General features: G+C 58.8%; 15 protein-coding genes and 1 rRNA gene (1 of these 16 running past the window's edge). 11 read left to right on the top strand and 5 right to left on the bottom strand.

Annotated features, from left to right (window positions below; genetic code table 11):
• Nucleotides 1–9: 9 nt before the first annotated feature.
• Together ADG881_RS13970 and ADG881_RS13975 are read right to left on the bottom strand one after the other, a co-directional pair.
• A complete protein-coding gene (locus ADG881_RS13970) occupies nucleotides 10–1,563 on the bottom strand; it encodes a PAS domain-containing sensor histidine kinase (RefSeq protein ID WP_007150889.1) in 1,554 nt (517 codons plus the stop codon).
• Entirely contained in the window at nucleotides 1,553–1,795 is a 243-nt protein-coding gene (locus ADG881_RS13975; protein ID WP_007149672.1) for a PP0621 family protein, read from the bottom strand. Before ADG881_RS13975 ends, ADG881_RS13970 begins: the two co-directional genes overlap by 11 nt.
• A gap of 120 nt (nucleotides 1,796–1,915) precedes the next feature.
• On the opposite strand from ADG881_RS13975, the gene ADG881_RS13980 reads away from it, so the two are divergent.
• Complete coding sequence (locus ADG881_RS13980; RefSeq protein ID WP_039927477.1) at nucleotides 1,916–3,541, top strand: NAD+ synthase; 1,626 nt, start codon at nucleotides 1,916–1,918, stop codon at nucleotides 3,539–3,541.
• A 103-nt stretch (nucleotides 3,542–3,644) separates the two neighbouring features.
• On the opposite strand, the gene ADG881_RS13985 is transcribed toward ADG881_RS13980, so the two are convergent.
• On the bottom strand, nucleotides 3,645–4,463 hold the full coding sequence (locus tag ADG881_RS13985; protein ID WP_007148454.1) for an outer membrane protein assembly factor BamD: 819 nt from the start codon (nucleotides 4,461–4,463) through the stop codon (nucleotides 3,645–3,647).
• A 68-nt stretch (nucleotides 4,464–4,531) separates the two neighbouring features.
• On the opposite strand from ADG881_RS13985, the gene rluD reads away from it, so the two are divergent.
• The 4 genes from rluD to clpB all read left to right on the top strand — a co-directional run bounded on the left by rluD (nucleotide 4,532) and on the right by clpB (nucleotide 9,593).
• Nucleotides 4,532–5,506: a 23S rRNA pseudouridine(1911/1915/1917) synthase RluD gene (gene rluD, locus ADG881_RS13990; RefSeq protein WP_007148636.1), complete on the top strand. Its 975-nt coding sequence runs from the start codon at nucleotides 4,532–4,534 to the stop codon at nucleotides 5,504–5,506.
• A gap of 15 nt (nucleotides 5,507–5,521) precedes the next feature.
• The gene (locus tag ADG881_RS13995) at nucleotides 5,522–5,926 is read left to right on the top strand and encodes a hypothetical protein (protein WP_039926846.1); all 405 of its coding nucleotides are present in this window, start codon (nucleotides 5,522–5,524) and stop codon (nucleotides 5,924–5,926) included.
• A gap of 14 nt (nucleotides 5,927–5,940) precedes the next feature.
• Complete coding sequence (gene pgeF, locus ADG881_RS14000; protein WP_007149701.1) at nucleotides 5,941–6,696, top strand: peptidoglycan editing factor PgeF; 756 nt, start codon at nucleotides 5,941–5,943, stop codon at nucleotides 6,694–6,696.
• A 299-nt stretch (nucleotides 6,697–6,995) separates the two neighbouring features.
• Nucleotides 6,996–9,593: an ATP-dependent chaperone ClpB gene (gene clpB, locus ADG881_RS14005; RefSeq protein ID WP_039926848.1), complete on the top strand. Its 2,598-nt coding sequence runs from the start codon at nucleotides 6,996–6,998 to the stop codon at nucleotides 9,591–9,593.
• A gap of 81 nt (nucleotides 9,594–9,674) precedes the next feature.
• Here clpB and ADG881_RS14010 read toward each other — a convergent pair whose 3' ends face one another.
• Nucleotides 9,675–10,136, bottom strand: a complete 462-nt coding sequence (locus tag ADG881_RS14010) for a DUF4124 domain-containing protein (RefSeq protein ID WP_007148357.1) — start codon at nucleotides 10,134–10,136, stop codon at nucleotides 9,675–9,677.
• Nucleotides 10,137–10,849: 713 nt separating this feature from the next.
• On the opposite strand from ADG881_RS14010, the gene ADG881_RS14020 reads away from it, so the two are divergent.
• Together ADG881_RS14020 and ilvN are read left to right on the top strand one after the other, a co-directional pair.
• Nucleotides 10,850–12,571 (top strand): acetolactate synthase 3 large subunit, encoded by a 1,722-nt coding sequence (locus ADG881_RS14020; RefSeq protein ID WP_007148449.1) that lies wholly within the window; start codon nucleotides 10,850–10,852, stop codon nucleotides 12,569–12,571.
• On the top strand, nucleotides 12,571–13,062 hold the full coding sequence (gene ilvN / locus ADG881_RS14025; RefSeq protein ID WP_039926852.1) for an acetolactate synthase small subunit: 492 nt from the start codon (nucleotides 12,571–12,573) through the stop codon (nucleotides 13,060–13,062). The genes ADG881_RS14020 and ilvN overlap by 1 nt, the downstream gene beginning before the upstream one ends.
• 95 nt (nucleotides 13,063–13,157) lie before the next feature.
• Here the strand turns inward: ilvN and ilvY are convergent, their stop codons facing one another.
• Nucleotides 13,158–14,045 (bottom strand): HTH-type transcriptional activator IlvY, encoded by an 888-nt coding sequence (gene ilvY, locus ADG881_RS14030; protein WP_007149256.1) that lies wholly within the window; start codon nucleotides 14,043–14,045, stop codon nucleotides 13,158–13,160.
• 177 nt (nucleotides 14,046–14,222) lie between these two features.
• Between ilvY and ilvC the strand changes: the two genes are divergently transcribed.
• From ilvC to ADG881_RS14045, 4 genes are all read left to right on the top strand, one after another.
• On the top strand, nucleotides 14,223–15,239 hold the full coding sequence (gene ilvC, locus ADG881_RS14035; protein ID WP_007151182.1) for a ketol-acid reductoisomerase: 1,017 nt from the start codon (nucleotides 14,223–14,225) through the stop codon (nucleotides 15,237–15,239).
• A gap of 96 nt (nucleotides 15,240–15,335) precedes the next feature.
• A complete protein-coding gene (pssA, locus tag ADG881_RS14040) occupies nucleotides 15,336–16,112 on the top strand; it encodes a CDP-diacylglycerol--serine O-phosphatidyltransferase (RefSeq protein ID WP_007151102.1) in 777 nt (258 codons plus the stop codon).
• Between the two features lie 55 nt (nucleotides 16,113–16,167).
• On the top strand, nucleotides 16,168–16,377 hold the full coding sequence (locus ADG881_RS17620) for a hypothetical protein (RefSeq protein WP_007149015.1): 210 nt from the start codon (nucleotides 16,168–16,170) through the stop codon (nucleotides 16,375–16,377).
• 258 nt (nucleotides 16,378–16,635) lie between these two features.
• Nucleotides 16,636–16,879, top strand: a 16S ribosomal RNA gene (locus ADG881_RS14045); it runs 1,299 nt beyond the window's last position.

Here is a 16,879-nt window from a genome sequence, read left to right on the forward strand (position 1 = left end):
GCGATTCTGTTATTGAAATTGTCGGTGCGGGTGAGCAAAGGTTATCACAAAGCTGGCGCCTTTCGGGGTTTCCTCAAGGTCCAGTGTGGCCTGGTTGGCATGGCACAATTCCCGGCACAGATAAAGGCCCAGCCCGTTGCCGTCTTTGGCGGTGGTGTAAAAGGGTTCGAAGAGATAATTCATGGCCTCTTCACTGATGCCCTGGCCATTATCCTGAACTTTTAGCCAGGGCAGGCCGGTACGGTCGTGGTGGCCGCACCGCAGTGTGACAGTGCAGGGGGTGCCACCATGGCGAAGCGCATTGCCGATCAGGTTGTCCAGAACCTGAATAAGCTGGTTGCGATCAAAACGGACTTCCACGTCGGGCTGACAATGCAGGCTGAAGCTGCCCGTGGCGTCTTTCATTTCCCATTGCGCAGTCACTTCCTGAATCAGTGCCGTCAAGGTGAAACGTTCGGCTTGGCCCTTGGGGCGTCGTGACAGGTCAAGGACGTCATGGATGATGCCGTTAACCCGGGTCACATGGTTGCGGATGATTTGCAGCAGGTGTTGATCTTCCGGGCTGGGTTCGTCGTCCAGCAAAAGGTCCGTGGCATGGTTGATGGCACTGAGCGGGTTGCGGATTTCGTGGGCCAGGGTGGCAGACAACCGGCCTAGCGATGCCAGGTTCATTTGCTGGGCTTCCTGCGCGACTTGTGCAGTATTTTCCAGAAATAATAAGGTCAGGCTTTCGTGACCGGTGTCCAGCTGTGCGAACCGTGGGTTCAGTACGGGGGATTGTTCCGAGACGCGCAGGGTGGGCAAGGGCAGAAGCGGGTTGTCTTGCCAGCGCTGAAAGCGGCTGGTCAGGGAGTCGGGCAAGTGTTTGCCCAGCATGGGGTTGTCAAACAGGTTGTTGGCGGACTGGTTGGACATGAGGACATGGAAGGTGTCGTCGAAAACCAGAATGCCGGTGCGCATGCGTTGCACAATTTGTTGGTTCAGTGCTTCCAGGCGTTCAATGGCGACCTGTTGCTGTTTGGTGATTCTTTCTGTTTGTTCCAGGCGCTGGGCAATCTGTTGGATGATCAGCGATACCATGAAGAACGCGATGCCGAGCAGGCCAGATTCGGTCAGGGCGAACGGGGACGATAATTGTGCATGGATGGAAAAATAGAATTGCTCGAACATGGCGGACAGGGTCGCCAGTGCTGCAATAAGAAAGCCCTGTCGACCGCGCAACAGAATATTGCCGGCGGCAACGGTCACCAGCAAAAGCACCGCCAGGCCACCTTCCAGCCCGCCATTGGAGTGCACGACCAGCGTCAGCATCCCCAGATCACTGATTAACGCCGCCGGTTGTGCCCAGGCAGGGAAAGCCCGCTGGTGCCGGCGGTTGTCCAGGGTGGCAGAGGCCAGTGTCAGGCCCAGGTAAAGAAAAAGTGTGGTTTCGAAAAGGGCCGGAAAATGGGTGCCGAGCAGTGCCTTGTCCGGTCCGTAGTGCAGCAGCAGAAGCACACAGGCAATGGCAATGCGATAGACATTATAAATGCGTGCCGGTGTCCAGCCCTGGCTAGCGGTCATGGTGTTCCAGATATTGACGCTGATGGTCCTGGCTGCAGAAGTGTTGGCCGTTGTGGCTGAAGGCTTCGGGGGTGGGAACGTGGACGCCGCATTGCGCGCATTTGACCATGATCTGCGGGTTGCCGGCGTTATTGTCGGATTCTGCGGGCCGGGCCTGGGCCAGCAATCGTTTTATGACCCGCCAGGCCAGATAGATCAACGCGGCGATAATAATCAGGCGAATCAGGCCCATGGAGCTCCCCTCGGGTTGGTGTTTTTGTCAGCTGCTGTGGTGTTCTGTGTTTTTAGCGCATTCATCGATTGCCGGCTAAAGAGTACAATCAGCGCTCACTTGAGGAAAGGCCGGTTGATCATGCGAATTATTATGGCCCAGCAGAACGCGCTGGTGGGCGATATCGAAGGGAACGCCCAGCGCGTTATTGCCGCTGCAGACGAAGCGCGCCGACTGCTAGGCGCGGACCTTGTATTGTTCCCGGAGCTGATGCTCACCGGTTACCCGCCGGAAGACCTGTTGTTGCGTCCCAGCCTGAACAGCCGGGTCGATGCGGCGCTGGCCGACATTGGTGCGGCGATTTCGGTGCCCGTGGTGCTGGGCTATCCGGCGGTGCGCAACGGGCATCGCCGTAATGCGGCCGGCGTGGTGTTTCCCGGTGAGTCCGGCCCCCGTCATGAGTATTTCAAGCAGCATCTGCCCAATTACCGGGTATTTGATGAAAAGCGCTATTTTCAGCCGGGCACGGATATCTGCACCTTTGATATCGAGGGCTGGACGCTGGGCATCACCATCTGTGAAGACATCTGGCACGATGGCCCGGCAGCCCAATTGCAGCAGGCCGGTGCGGACCTGGTGTTGAATCTGAATGCGTCCCCTTATCGTGCCAACAAAGCGGATGAGCGTTTTGCCCAGGTGCAGGCCCGTAGCCGGGAAACCGGGTTGCCGGTGCTGTATTGCAACTTGGTGGGGGGGCAGGATGAGCTGGTCTTTGATGGCGCTTCCTTTGTCTGTGATAGCCAGGGAAATCGCTGCGTGCAGGCCGCCAGTTTTACCGAAGCGCTGGTGCCGGTGGATCTGCAGTGCCAGGGCGGGCACTGTGAGCCCCGTGGGGAGGAGCTGCCGTTGCCAGGCCCGGAAGAGGGCATGTACCAGGCGCTGGTGTTGGCGACGCGCGATTATGTGAACAAGAATGGTTTCAAGGGCGCGCTATTGGGGCTGTCCGGTGGTATCGACTCTGCCCTGACGCTGGCGGTGGCGGTGGATGCCCTCGGCCCGGAACGGGTAGAGGCGGTGATGATGCCGTTCCAGTACACCTCTGCCATGAGCCTGGAAGATGCCGAGAAGCAAGCGCGTACTTTGCGTGTCCATTATCGTGTGTTGCCCATCGAGGCCGCGTTCAATGGCTTTATGGATATCCTCAGTGAGTCATTTTCCGGCACCGCCCGGGATACCACCGAAGAGAATCTCCAGGCCCGTTGCCGGGGGGTGTTGTTGATGGCGCTTTCCAATAAAAATGGCTCTGTGGTACTGACCACCGGCAACAAGAGCGAAATGGCCGTGGGGTATGCCACCCTGTATGGCGACATGGCCGGGGGCTTCTCGGTGCTCAAGGATGTTTTCAAAACCTCCGTGTTTAACCTGTGCCGTTGGCGTAACCAGCAAGCCGGAGCCGAAATCATTCCGGACCGGGTAATCACCCGTCCGCCGTCAGCCGAGCTGGCCCCGGACCAGGTGGACAGTGATTCGCTGCCCGATTACGACGAGCTGGACGCGATTCTGGAGCGTTACGTGGAGCAGGACATGAGCGCGGAAGCGGTGATCCGTGATGGTTTTGACCGCGAGACGGTCTACCGGGTGGTGAAGCTCACCGACCGCAATGAGTACAAGCGACGCCAGGCGGCCGTCGGCCCCCGCGTCAGTCGCCGCGCCTTCGGCAAGGACCGGCGGTACCCGATTACCAACGGGTGGCGCCCGGGGGATTGATTTAACGCTGGATGCCCGAGGCCGGATGCTTGACGGAAAAACAAAAAAGCCCGCGTAAGCGGGCTTTTTGGCGTCTGGCCTCAGGCGTCCAGCATTCGGCGTCCTACAACAAATCAAACGTCAGCAGGCTCAGCAGCCCTTCATCTTCATCCGGCCACCAGGCCAGATCCACTTGCTTGTCGTCATCCAGAAAGGCGCTGTCTGGCCAGTTCAGGGCCAGCACGGCGCGGCTTTTCTCTGCCTGCTCGGGCAGCTCCAGCCGCTGGTAACCTTTGGTCATAATGGCCAGGCCTTCTTCCACCGCCGGGGTCTGCTGGTAGTGTTTGACCACGTATTGTGCCCGGTTTATGGAGGCAACAATGGCGCCACGGCGAGCGTAGTAACGGGCTACGTGGAGCTCCTGACGGGCCAGCTGGTTGCGGATGTGGACCATGCGAGCGCGGGCGTCGGGGGAGTATTCGCTGTCCGGGAAGCGGGCAACCAGTCGCTCGAAATCGCGGAAAGCGTCTTTCGCAGCATCCATATCCTTGCTGGAGCGATCGGAGGTGACCATGTTGTCAAACAGGCCTTTCTCCATGTTGAAGTTGGCCAGCCCGCGCATGTAGAGGGCATAGTCCATGCGTGGATGCGCGGGGTAGTTGCGCATGAAGCGTTGCGCCGCTACCACGGTGGCCGGGTAGTCCACGGACTTGTACTGGGCGTAGATCAGGTCCAGCGCAGACTGTTCGGCATAGTCCCCATACGGAAAGCGCGCCTCCAGCTCCTTGAGCTGGTCGATGGCCGTCAGGTAGTTTTTCGATTCAATGGACTCGCTGGCCTCCCGATATTGATCGGCCTCGGTGAGTTCCGGGCGATCTTCCGGGTTACCGGCGCAGCCGGCCAGAATCAGTACACACAGTAGTGGCCATAAAAGTCGTGGCATTCTTTCCTCGTTGAACGGGTTACAATTCGCGAATTCGGTATTTAAGCACAGGTTGAGGAACCTTTTATATGGGACATCTTGGCGGCGAAAAAATTCAGCGCACCGAACAGGTGAAGCCGGAGCACGCCGGGCAGCGGGTAGACCAGGTGGCGGCAGAGCTGTTTGACGGCTTTTCCCGGTCTCGCCTGCAGACCTGGATCAAGAATGGCGTGCTGACGGTCAACGGAGCCAAGACCAAGCCCAAAGAGAAGCTGACCGGTAATGAATCGCTGACGCTGGAAGTGGAAATTGAGCCGGAGCTGGATGATCAGCCCCAATCCATTGATCTGGACGTGGTGTACCAGGATGACGATCTGATCGTGATCAACAAGCCCACCGGGCTGGTGGTCCACCCGGCGGCGGGGCACGCAGATGGCACTTTGCTGAACGGTCTGCTGCACCTTGATGAACGGCTCAACAGCTTGCCCCGCGCTGGGATTGTTCACCGGCTGGACCGTGATACCACCGGATTGATGGTGGTGGCCCGCTCTCTGGAGGCCCACCAGAGCCTGGTGGCGCAACTTCAGGACAAGAGCCTGTTCCGGCAGTACGAGGCGATTGCCGTGGGCGTGATGACTGGCGGCGGCAAGGTGGACGCACCCATGGGGCGTCACCCGGTGGACCGCAAGAAGCAGGCAGTGGTGAAAACCGGCGGCAAGAATGCGGTGACTCACTATCGCGTTCTGGATCGCTACCGGGCCCATACCCGCATTCAGGTGCAACTGGAAACCGGCCGCACCCACCAGATCCGCGTTCACATGGCGCATCGTAACTACCCGCTGGTGGGGGATCCGCTCTATGGTGGTCGCCTCAAGCAGCCTGCCGGGGCCACCGAAGCGCTGCGTCAGGCGCTGCACAAGTTCCCCCGCCAGGCACTGCATGCCCGCAAGTTGGGGCTGATTCACCCGGCCACGGGCGAATACCGTGAATTCGAAGCGCCGCTGCCGGCGGATATGACAGGGCTGATTGCCGCACTGGAAAACGATATCAAAGAAGAAGAGTGATAAGAGGTGAAGGGTATGGGGTTGTCTCGGGGAGGCGTGGGATGGCTGGGTGTGACGTTGCTGATGGCCGGCTGCGCCAGCAGCTACCACCCCTGGAATGGGGCCAAGGGGTATCAGGATCAGCCTTTGGGCGATCAGACCTACGCGGTAAGTTATCACGCGGAAAAAGGAACAGACTGGGCGGTGCTGGATGGCTATCTGCAGCGCCGCTGTGAGACGCTACTGGGCCAGCCAGCTGTTTCGGTGACGGATATCACCCACCGAATCCACGGCAATGTGGCCCAGTCAGACATGGCGACCAGTGCGCCAGTGCGAACCGGAGGCGATGCCATGGGTGGAAACTTCAGTTCTCCCGGCCTGTCTCAGCACGGAGTGCTGTTCAAGTTGCGTGTGGCGGAAGGGGTGTGTTCCCCCGACTGACCAAGGAGCCAGCAATGTCACTGCCTGACAAGAGCCAATGGCTATGCCCGGACTGGAATCCACACCCGGCCGTGCGGGTGTGCGTGACGACCCGTGCCGGTGATCATTCCCCCAGGCCCTGGCACGGATTCAATCTGGGGTTGAACTGCGGTGACCAGCCGGCGCGGGTCGAGCAGGCCCGTCATCATGTGGAAAAACTGCTGCAGGCGGATCACCCTGCCGCCTGGTTGTGGCAGGTCCATGGCAAGCGGGTGATACGCGCCGATGCCCAGGATAACGAGGCCGATGGGGTCTGGATTGACCAGCAACGCTGGCCCTGTGTGGTGCTGACCGCCGATTGCCTGCCGGTGTTGCTGGCCCGCACTGATGGAACGGCTGTCGCGGCGGTCCATGCCGGCTGGCGGGGCCTTCAGGCCGGCATTATTGCCGAAGGCGTGGCCAGTATTGCGCCCAACGGTGAGCCCGTGAGTGCCTGGTTGGGTCCGGCCATTTGTGGGCAGTGCTATCAGGTGGGGGATGAGGTCTACCGTGCCTTTACCGAGAATCGGCCTGCGTTCAAGCCTGCTTTCCAGAAAGATGCTACTCCCAACCACTGGCGATTCTCGGTGGCTCACGCCGCCATCATCGAGCTGGCCCAGCTCGGCGTCGACGATGTCCACGGTGGGGATCTCTGCACAGCCTGTGACCTGTCCCGTTTTTATTCCTATCGCAAGGAAGGCGAGACAGGGCGTTTTGCGTCGCTGATTTGGCTGGATGGCGGTGGTCAATAATTAATAATTAATAGTTAATAATGAATAATTAATAACGCGCGACAGGATTTTAGATTGATCTTAAATGCAGGAGGCTGCGCCCAGAGTTTGGGCGCGGCCTCATTGTTTGAGCGTTCCAACAGCGCTGAACGCGCAGCTATTAATTATTCATTATTAACTATTAATTGCTCTTGAGTTTGGCCCAATCGGACCCATTTAACTCTCAGTTGATTGATAACCGGTGATCCCTTCTCTATAGGTAAGAGCGCCTTGCCGTCAGGGAGGCGTTGTGCGGATCACGACCGGATAGGAGAGTAACAATGCGAATGGATAAACTCACCGCCCGCTTGCAGGAAGCCCTGTCAGACGCGCAATCCCTGGCCGTGGGGCAAGGCAACAGCTCCATTGAACCGGTCCATCTGATGCTGGCGTTGATGCAGCAGCAGGGTGGCGCTGCCCGGCCCTTGCTGGAAAAAGCCGGTGCCAACAGCGCCGATGTGATCACCGCCCTGAATATGGCCGTGGACAAGCTGCCCACCGTGAATAACTTCAATGGCGACGTGCAGATGGGCCAGGCCACCGGCCGCCTGCTGAACCTTGCCGATCGTGAGGCCCAGCAGCGCGGTGACCAGTACCTGTCTACAGAAGTGGTGTTGCTGGCGGCCTGTGACGATAACGGCGAGCTGGGCAAGCTGTTCAAGAACGCCGGTGTGACCCGCAAGGTGCTGGCGGAAAAAATTGCTGAAGTGCGCGGGGGTGAAGCGGTGAATGATCCCAATGCGGAAGACAAGCGCGAGGCGCTGGACAAGTACACCGTCAACCTGACCGAGCGGGCCGAGTCCGGCAAGCTGGACCCGGTGATTGGCCGTGACGATGAAATCCGCCGCACCATCCAGGTGTTGCAGCGTCGCACCAAAAACAACCCGGTTCTGATTGGTGAGCCCGGCGTGGGCAAGACCGCCATCGTGGAAGGTCTCGCCCAACGTATCGTGAACGGTGAAGTGCCAGAAGGTCTGAAAGACAAACAGGTGCTGTCTCTGGATATGGCCGCGCTGATCGCCGGAGCCAAGTACCGGGGTGAATTCGAAGAACGCCTGAAAGCGGTGCTCAATGAGTTGGGCAAGCAGGAAGGGCGCATCATTCTGTTCATCGATGAACTGCATACCATGGTAGGCGCAGGCAAGGGCGAAGGGTCCATGGATGCGGGCAATATGCTCAAGCCGGCGCTGGCCCGGGGCGAATTGCACTGCGTGGGCGCTACCACCCTGGACGAGTACCGCCAGTACATCGAGAAGGATGCGGCGCTGGAGCGTCGTTTTCAGAAGGTGTTGGTGGATGAGCCCACGGTGGAGGACACCATCGCGATTCTGCGTGGCCTGAAAGAGCGTTATGAAGTGCACCACGGTGTCGATATCACCGATGGCGCCATTATCGCCGCCGCGCGCTTGAGCCATCGCTACATCACCGACCGGCAGCTGCCGGACAAGGCCATCGACCTGATCGACGAGGCGGGCAGCCGTATCCGTATGGAAATTGATTCCATGCCGGAAGAAATGGACCGTCTGGACCGCCGCCTGATCCAGCTAAAGATGGAACGCGAAGCGCTGCGCAAGGAAGAAGATGATGCCAGCCGCAAGCGTCTGGAGAAGCTGGAAGAAGAGATCGACGAACTGGAAAAACAGTATGCCGATTTGGAAGAAATCTGGCAGGCGGAAAAAGCTGCCCTGCAGGGCGCTGCGGAATACAAGGCAGAGCTGGAGCAGGCGCGGGTGGAAATGGAGCAGGCGCGTCGCGCCGGCGACCTGAGTCGCATGTCCGAGCTGCAGTACGGGCAGATTCCGGAGCTGGAAAAGAAAGTGCAGGATGCCCAGGACCGCGAAGAGCAGGCCCAGGCGGAAACCCAGCTGCTGCGCAACAAGGTCACCGACGAGGAAATCGCCGAGGTAGTGGCCAAGTGGACCGGTATTCCCGTGTCGAAAATGCTGGAAGGCGAGAAAGACAAACTGCTGCGTATGGAAGAGGCCCTGCACGACCGGGTCGTCGGGCAGGACGAAGCCGTGGAAGCGGTGGCCAACGCGGTGCGCCGCTCACGGGCCGGCTTGTCGGACCCGAACCGGCCCAACGGTAGTTTCCTGTTCCTTGGCCCCACCGGGGTGGGCAAGACGGAACTGTGCAAGGCGCTGGCCAACTTCCTGTTCGACACCGAAGAAGCCATGGTGCGTATCGACATGTCCGAGTTTATGGAGAAGCACTCCGTGGCACGGCTGGTGGGTGCCCCTCCGGGCTATGTGGGATATGAGGAAGGCGGCTACCTCACTGAACTGGTGCGCCGTAAGCCCTACTCGGTGGTCTTGCTCGATGAAGTGGAAAAGGCGCACCCGGATGTGTTCAACATTCTGTTGCAGGTGCTGGATGATGGGCGCCTGACCGATGGCCAGGGCCGCACCGTGGACTTCCGCAATACCGTGGTAGTGATGACGTCGAACCTGGGGTCGGACCTGATCCAGAAACTGGCGGGGGCTGATGCGCAATCCGGTAGTGATTATGAGGCCATGAAGTCTGCGGTGATGGAGGTGGTGGGTAGCCACTTCCGGCCGGAGTTTATCAACCGGGTGGATGAAACCGTGGTGTTCCATCCGTTGGCGAAGGATCAGCTCAAGGGCATCGCGTCGATTCAGCTGGGCTTTTTGCAAAAAAGACTGGCGGAGCGGGACATTGGTCTGGCACTCAGCAACGAGGCGCTGGACAAGTTGGTGGATGCCGGTTTCGATCCTGTCTACGGGGCGCGGCCGCTCAAGCGAGCCATTCAGCAGCAGCTGGAGAACCCGTTGGCCCAATCGCTATTGAGGGGCGAGTACCTTCAGGGTGATACCATCCATGTAGGGGTGGAGGATGAGCGCTTTACCTTTAACCGTTAATCGTCCCTTTGGACTTGGCTAAAGAAAAGCCGCCGGTGTCATGCCGGCGGCTTTTTTGTGGCAGTGCCTGTTTGCCCGGGATTAGCGTGCTTCGCACTTCTCCAGTGCGCTACGGGTGTCGGCGAGCATCTTGTCCCTGACGTCCTGGTCGATCACTTCCAGCTCGCCTGTTTCCGGGTTCTTGCGCCGTACGGTGGGCTTGTTGGTCAGCGTTTCCAGATTCTTGCGGTGCTGTTCGCAACGCTCTTGGGCCACGGCTTCCGGTTCCGTTTCCAGTCGTTTTTCTTCTCTGGCCTGAGTGGCCGCAGCCTCCTTGGCTTTTTGTGCTGCTTCCCTTTTGGCCTCAAGGGCTTCGATGGCCTCGCTCTGATCCGAGCTGGCATTGGCGCGGGTGTTTACTTCGGTCGCGTTCGCCCCCTGTGGAGGCTGGGCGTCGTAATGGGTAACGCCTTTGTCGTCCACCCACTTATAGAACTTGGCCGCCGGGCTCAGGCTGGAAATGGCGAGCAGGGCGGCCCCAAGGATCAGGCTGAATTTTGTCATGGTGTCAGTCTTCTTATGATTTCGGGTGATTCATCAGACTTTAGCATGACGTGAGAAAGGGATTTTCTGCAACCTAAAGTCGACCAAGGGCTTTGATTGGCCGCACATTTCTGCCAAAATTATGGCTTTCCGGAGATCGGGACCCGCATTCGCTTACCGGCGTGTGTGAGGCCGGGACCCGGGGCACCGTTACCGCGATGTCCTGCCAGCAGTATCACTGCACTCTCGTCCCGCTGTGGGAGCCTCCGGAGGTTTCTCATTCCTGGCAGGCTGTTAAAAAGCCGCTTGTGAACTCAGTCTTTCAGACTGGCCTGCAATCTAGGCGCAATTTTGAAGGTGTGTGTCGACCCATCGAGAAATTGCAACAACGAGTGCGGGCCAGCCTGAAAGACCCGAAGGGCGAGTCCTGAAGCGCCCATCAGCTGCGCTATGTCGCTAGGAAAGGGGGCCACCCTGTCCGTCGCGACATAGCACATCAGCTGCACGCTTCAGGACACGCTGAGTACGCAAGGGGCTTTTTGACAGCCTGCTAAAGCGGGAGTACTCCCTTTCAGGTTTGCAGTTCCTCCGTGTCGCCCTTCCCAGCCTGCGTTCGTGTCGGCCACCTCCGACAGGACCCCTGAGCACCCAAATACGGTGCTTTCCGCAGGCAGCAGAACACCGTCCCGCTGCGTGGCAGTGGGTTGTATGCATTCAAATTTGAGGTAGCAACCGTGGAAATGTTATCCGGCGCGGAAATGGTGGTCCGTGCGCTGCAAGACGAGGGAGTGGAGTACATCTTCGGGTATCCCGGAGGGTCCGTACTGCACATTTACGATGCATTGTTCCAGCAGGACTCTGTCAGCCACATTCTGGTCCGTCACGAGCAGGCGGCTACCCATGCGGCGGACGGCTATGCCCGTGCCACCGGCAAGCCGGGTGTGGTCATGGTGACCTCCGGGCCGGGCGCTACTAACGCCATTACCGGCCTGGCCACCGCTTTTATGGACTCGATTCCCATGGTGGTGTTGTCCGGTCAGGTACGCTCTGACTGGATTGGCGATGACGCCTTCCAGGAAACCGACATGATTGGTGTGTCCCGTCCGGTGGTGAAGCACAGCTTCATGGTCCGTGACGCGAAAGACATCCCGGAGATCATGAAGAAGGCTTTCTATATTGCCACCACCGGCCGTCCCGGCCCGGTGCTGGTGGATATTCCCAAGGATCAGACAGCGCCGAACGTCAAGAATCCTTACGAGTATCCCAAGAAAGTGAAGATGCGCTCCTACGCGCCGGTCAGCCGTGGCCATTCCGGCCAGATCCGCAAGGCGCTGGACGAGCTGATGAAAGCCAAGCGCCCGGTGATTTACGCCGGTGGCGGCGTGGTGCAGGGCGAGGGCAGCGAGCTGCTGACCCAGTTGGCTCACCGTCTCAATTTTCCGGTGACCAATACCCTGATGGGGCTGGGGGGCTTCCCCGGCACCGATCGCCAGAACGTAGGCATGTTGGGCATGCACGGCACCTACGAAGCCAACATGACCATGCACAGCTCCGATGTGATTCTGGCGGTGGGCGCCCGTCTGGACGACCGGGTGACCAACAACGTCAAGAAGTTCTGTCCGGGCGCCAAGATCATCCATATCGATATCGACCCGGCGACCATCTCCAAGAACATCATGGCGCACATTCCCATTGTGGGCCCGGTTCAGCAGGTGCTGGAAGAGATGCTGGCGGCGCTGGACGAGCACGGCGGCGAGCCGGACCGCAAGGCGTTGGAGCGCTGGTGGGAAGAAATCGACGGCTGGCGCAAAGTGCATGGCATGCGGTATGAGACCAACGAAGACGGTCCCATGAAGCCCCAGCAGGTGGTACAGGCGTTGTACAAGGCCACCAAGGGTGATGCCTATGTGACCTCCGACGTGGGTCAGCACCAGATGTTTGCGGCTCAGTATTACCAGTACGACAAGCCGCGTCGCTGGATCAACTCCGGTGGCCTCGGGACCATGGGCTTCGGCCTGCCGGCGGCCATGGGCGTGCAGTTTGCGTTCCCGGAAGCAACGGTTGCCTGTGTGACCGGTGAAGGCTCCATCCAGATGAATATCCAGGAGCTGTCAACCTGCCTGCAGTATGGCTTGCCGGTGAAGGTCATCAACATCAATAACCAGGCGCTGGGCATGGTGCGCCAGTGGCAGGACATGCAGTACGGTGGCCGCCATAGCCAGTCCTACATGGAGTCCCTGCCGGACTTCGTCAAGCTGGCTGAGTCCTATGGCCATGTGGGCATGAAGATCACCAAGATCGAGGATCTGGACGGGGCCATGGAGGAAGCCTTTGCCCTGAAAGATCGCCTGGTATTCATGGATATTTATGTTGACCCCACCGAGCACGTGTACCCGATGCAGATTGCAGACGGTTCCATGCGTGATATGTGGCTGAGCAAGACGGAGCGGACCTGATGCGTCGAATTATTTCTATCCTGATGGAAAATGAGCCGGGCGCACTGAGCCGGGTAATCGGTCTGTTCTCCCAGCGGGGTTACAACATCGAAACCTTGTCGGTGGCGCCCACCGAAGACAGCACCTTGTCTCGCCTGACGCTGACCACCTTCGGTAATGATCTGAAAATCGAGCAGATCACCAAGCACCTGAACAAGCTGATCGAAGTGGTGAAGCTGGTGGATCTCACCGAAGGGCCGCACATCGAGCGCGAGCTGATGCTGATCAAGGTGAAGGCCACCGGCGCTCAGCGCGCTGAGGTGAAGCGGTCCGTGGATATTTTCCGTGGCCAGATCGTGGATGTGACCAGCACGGTCTATACCATTCAGCTCACCGGTGCATCGGACAAGCTGGACGCCTTTATCGGCGCCATTGGGGAAACCCAGGTGCTGGAAGTGGTCCGTTCCGGCGTGTCCGGCATTGCCCGCGGTGAAAAGGTATTGAGCTTGTAGAAAGCCCGACGCCTGACGCTGTATGCCAGATGAAAAAGCCGCTCTTCGGAGCGGCTTTTTTTGGTTTTAAGCGTCAGGCATCGGGCCTTTCGGCGTCAGGCGTCACTAACCTGCGACCAGAAGGCATTGATGAGCGGTTCTTCCTGGCGTCGCTCCTGGGTAAACAGGCCTACCTCGTAAGGTGCCAGGGCGGGTTGTACATCCAGTTGCCGGGTGCGCCCGGCCAACGGGCTGTTATCCAGCACAATCTTGGGAACCACGCCCACCCCGAAGCCCAGGCTCACCATGCTCACTATTGCCTCGTTGCCACTGACCTGGGCATAGATGTGTGGTTTGACGCCAAGCTGACGAAACCAGCGATCTACCCGGTCCCGCGCCAGTCCTTCCTCGGAGAGGATCATGGGGATGTCTTCCCAGGCTGACTTATTCGCCGCGCCGTTGAGGCGCTCGGCCTGCTGGGTTTGCCCGGCCTGGGCGATGAACAACAGTGGTGACCGGGCGATAGGGCGAAAGGCGATGCCTGCGGGCAGGTGGTCGGGGCGCGCGCCAATGGCGATATCCTCTTCGCCCTGCTGGATGCGCTGCACGGCCTGCGCCGGGTCGCCGGTATGCAGCTTCAGTTCGATACGCGGGTATTGGTGTCGAAAGCTGCTGAGCAGATCGTAGAGAAAGCTGTAGCTGGCGGTAACGGAGCAATACAGGCTCAATTCACCCTGCAGAATGCGGCGGTCCTCTTGCAGGGCATGACGAAGCCCGTCCCAGCGCATCAAGGTGTCACGGGCGTATTCCTGAAAGCGTTGACCTTCCCGGGTCAGGGTGACGCTGCGGTTGTCCCGGTAGAACAACGGCACGCCCAGCTCGTCCTCCAGCTGCTGAATGGTGCGGCTGAGCGTGGAGGGGCTGACGTGGCACATGGAGCTGGTGCGTCCGAAGTGCAGGGTGTCGGCCAAGGTCAGGAACAGGCGCAGGGGTTTGGTGTCCATGGGGTATCCGGTTGGTGCTGTGGCTCCATTGTTGCAGAAAAAGGAATGCAATGTTTCAAATATATCATTTTACGCAACAAGGCGGATGCCCTAGAGTACTGGCCCATCAGGCGGGCGCGTATTGCGTGCCGCGCCGTTACCCTTTTCTCCTAACTTGAAAGAGCCAGAGCTATGAGCATGCAAGTGTATTACGACAAGGATTGTGACCTTTCCATCATCCAGGGCAAGAAAGTGGCCATTCTGGGTTACGGCTCCCAGGGCCACGCCCATGCCTGCAACCTGAAGGATTCCGGTGTGGATGTGGTCGTTGGTCTGCGCACTGGCTCCACGTCCATCGCCAAAGCCGAAGCCCATGGCCTCAGCGTTACTGACGTACCGTCTGCTGTTGCTGCCGCGGACGTGGTAATGGTGCTGACGCCTGACGAGTTCCAGGCACAGCTGTACAAGTCCGACATCGAGCCGAACCTGAAAGAAGGTGCAACTCTGGCCTTCGCCCACGGTTTTGCCATCCATTACAACCAGATTGTGCCGCGCGCCGATCTAGACGTGATCATGATCGCCCCGAAAGCGCCGGGCCATACCGTACGTACCGAGTTCGCCAAAGGTGGCGGTATTCCTGACCTGATCGCGATCTTCCAGGATGCGTCCGGTAGCGCCAAAGAGCTGGCTCTGTCCTACGCCTGTGGCGTGGGCGGCGGCCGCACCGGCATCATCGAAACCACCTTCAAGGACGAGACTGAAACCGACCTGTTCGGTGAGCAGGCAGTCCTGTGTGGTGGTGCGGTTGAGCTGGTGAAAGCGGGCTTCGAAACCCTGACCGAAGCGGGCTATGCCCCGGAAATGGCCTACTTCGAGTGTCTGCATGAGCTGAAGCTGATTGTTGATCTGATGTACGAAGGCGGTATCGCCAACATGAACTACTCCATCTCCAACAATGCGGAGTACGGTGAGTACGTGACCGGGCCGGAAGTGATCAACGACGAGTCCCGTGCGGCCATGCGCAATGCACTCAAGCGCATCCAGAGCGGTGAATACGCGAAAATGTTCATCGCGGAAGGGGCGCACAACTACCCGTCCATGACCGCCGCGCGCCGCAACAATGCAGCGCACCCCATCGAGCAGGTGGGCGAGAAGCTGCGTGGCATGATGCCGTGGATCCAGGCGAACCAGATCGTAGACAAGAGCAAGAACTAAGCGCTTGTCCTGATCTTCAAAAAACGCGGCTTCGGCCGCGTTTTTTGTTTGAGGGCACTGCGTTACACTAGCGCCATCATTAATGGGTGGATAACCATGCAGGATAACGACAAGACAACAGCGACGGATACGCCGGAAACCTTTGAGGTTGTGGAAGCAGAGCATCGCACAGGCGCTCGCCACAAGGGGGTGTATCTGCTGCCGAACCTGTTTACCACGGCGGCTCTGTTCGCCGGGTTCTACGCCATCGTGGCGGCCATGAACGGGCATTTTGAGAATGCCGCTCTGGGGATCATCATTGCTGGCGTCCTGGACGGGATGGACGGCGGCGTGGCGCGCATGACCAATACCCAGAGCAAATTCGGGGCGGAGTACGACTCCCTCTCCGATTGTGTGGCCTTCGGCGTAGCACCGGGGCTGGTGGCATATGCCTGGGCGCTATCCGGGCTTGGCAAGTTTGGCTGGGTGGCGGCGTTCATTTATGTGGCCTGTGCTGCCTTGCGGCTGGCGCGGTTCAACGTGCAGGCGGAAACCACCGACAAACGCTTCTTCATCGGTTTGCCTAGCCCCACCGGCGCGGGGCTGGTAGCGACCCTGGTGTGGCTTGGGGCCAGCCGTGGCATCGAAGGTGCGGATATCTCCTGGCTGGTGGCCGTGGTGGTCGCGGGGGCGGGCCTGCTGATGGTGTCGTCGGTGAAATACCACTCATTCAAGGAATTTCACATTGGTCGCGTGCCCTTCAAGATGCTGCTGGGGGTCATTATTGCCTTTGCCATCGTTTTTCTGGATCCGCCGTTGGTATTGCTGAGCGTGGCGGTGATCTATGTGGCGGTGGGTTTGCTGATGAGTTTGTGGCAACTGCGCAAGCATTAACCGCTTTTGTTGCACATAAAGGGCGCCCGCAGGGCGCCTTTTTTGTATGGGGAGGATGGCTGCGGCGACAGGAGTGATGAAAAAACCGGCAGCTGGCGCAAAAAAAGCGGTGGGTTATGGTATTTTCCTCTCCCGGCTGCGTATTTCCTGGAGCGGGAGGTTGCTGGTTCGGGATTTAAATCGCATAAGAAACGAGCGTTTTAGGCCGTTTTTGATGGTTTTTCATCCGTCCCGGCTAAAAGGTGACCGTTTGATAAAAAAGTGATGAAAAAAGTGTTGACGGTCCCCCGTAAATCTCTAGAATGCGCCCCCACAGAGACGGCGGACACGGCAACACGCCAAGGACGCAGTCAGGAAGCCAAGGCTTCCAAGCTCTTTAACAATCAGGCAAGCAAACGTGTGGGACCTGTTCGGGATGGAATCTTTAATAGATTTCAGTTCTGAACGAGTCAACAAAGTTTTTGTTAATTCAGATGACGAACTGAGCATGTATTAAGTGCGTAGGCACTTTAAACGCTTTTCTTAACTGAAGAGTTTGATCATGGCTCAGATTGAACGCTGGCGGCAGGCCTAACACATGCAAGTCGAGCGGAAACGATCCTAGCTTGCTAGGAGGCGTCGAGCGGCGGACGGGTGAGTAACACGTGAGAATCTGCCCATTAGTGGGGGATAACCTGGGGAAACCCAGGCTAATACCGCATAATCCCTACGGGGGAAAGCAGGGGACCTTCGGGCCTTGTGCTGATGGATGAGCTCGCGTCGGATTA

Origin of the sequence: Alcanivorax sp. DG881, assembly GCF_000155615.1 — a bacterium.
Lineage (GTDB): Bacteria > Pseudomonadota > Gammaproteobacteria > Pseudomonadales > Alcanivoracaceae > Alcanivorax.

Bases quoted from the DNA above. Each gene is read 5' to 3' on its own strand.
- ADG881_RS13970 (WP_007150889.1), bottom strand. From the start codon at position 1,563: ATGACCGCTAGCCAGGGCTGGACACCGGCACGCATTTATAATGTCTAT.
- ADG881_RS13975 (WP_007149672.1), bottom strand. From the start codon at position 1,795: ATGGGCCTGATTCGCCTGATTATTATCGCCGCGTTGATCTATCTGGCC.
- ADG881_RS13980 (WP_039927477.1), top strand. From the start codon at position 1,916: ATGCGAATTATTATGGCCCAGCAGAACGCGCTGGTGGGCGATATCGAA.
- ADG881_RS13985 (WP_007148454.1), bottom strand. From the start codon at position 4,463: ATGCCACGACTTTTATGGCCACTACTGTGTGTACTGATTCTGGCCGGC.
- rluD (WP_007148636.1), top strand. From the start codon at position 4,532: ATGGGACATCTTGGCGGCGAAAAAATTCAGCGCACCGAACAGGTGAAG.
- ADG881_RS13995 (WP_039926846.1), top strand. From the start codon at position 5,522: ATGGGGTTGTCTCGGGGAGGCGTGGGATGGCTGGGTGTGACGTTGCTG.
- pgeF (WP_007149701.1), top strand. From the start codon at position 5,941: ATGTCACTGCCTGACAAGAGCCAATGGCTATGCCCGGACTGGAATCCA.
- clpB (WP_039926848.1), top strand. From the start codon at position 6,996: ATGCGAATGGATAAACTCACCGCCCGCTTGCAGGAAGCCCTGTCAGAC.
- ADG881_RS14010 (WP_007148357.1), bottom strand. From the start codon at position 10,136: ATGACAAAATTCAGCCTGATCCTTGGGGCCGCCCTGCTCGCCATTTCC.
- ilvN (WP_039926852.1), top strand. From the start codon at position 12,571: ATGCGTCGAATTATTTCTATCCTGATGGAAAATGAGCCGGGCGCACTG.
- ilvY (WP_007149256.1), bottom strand. From the start codon at position 14,045: ATGGACACCAAACCCCTGCGCCTGTTCCTGACCTTGGCCGACACCCTG.
- ilvC (WP_007151182.1), top strand. From the start codon at position 14,223: ATGCAAGTGTATTACGACAAGGATTGTGACCTTTCCATCATCCAGGGC.
- pssA (WP_007151102.1), top strand. From the start codon at position 15,336: ATGCAGGATAACGACAAGACAACAGCGACGGATACGCCGGAAACCTTT.
- ADG881_RS17620 (WP_007149015.1), top strand. From the start codon at position 16,168: ATGGCTGCGGCGACAGGAGTGATGAAAAAACCGGCAGCTGGCGCAAAA.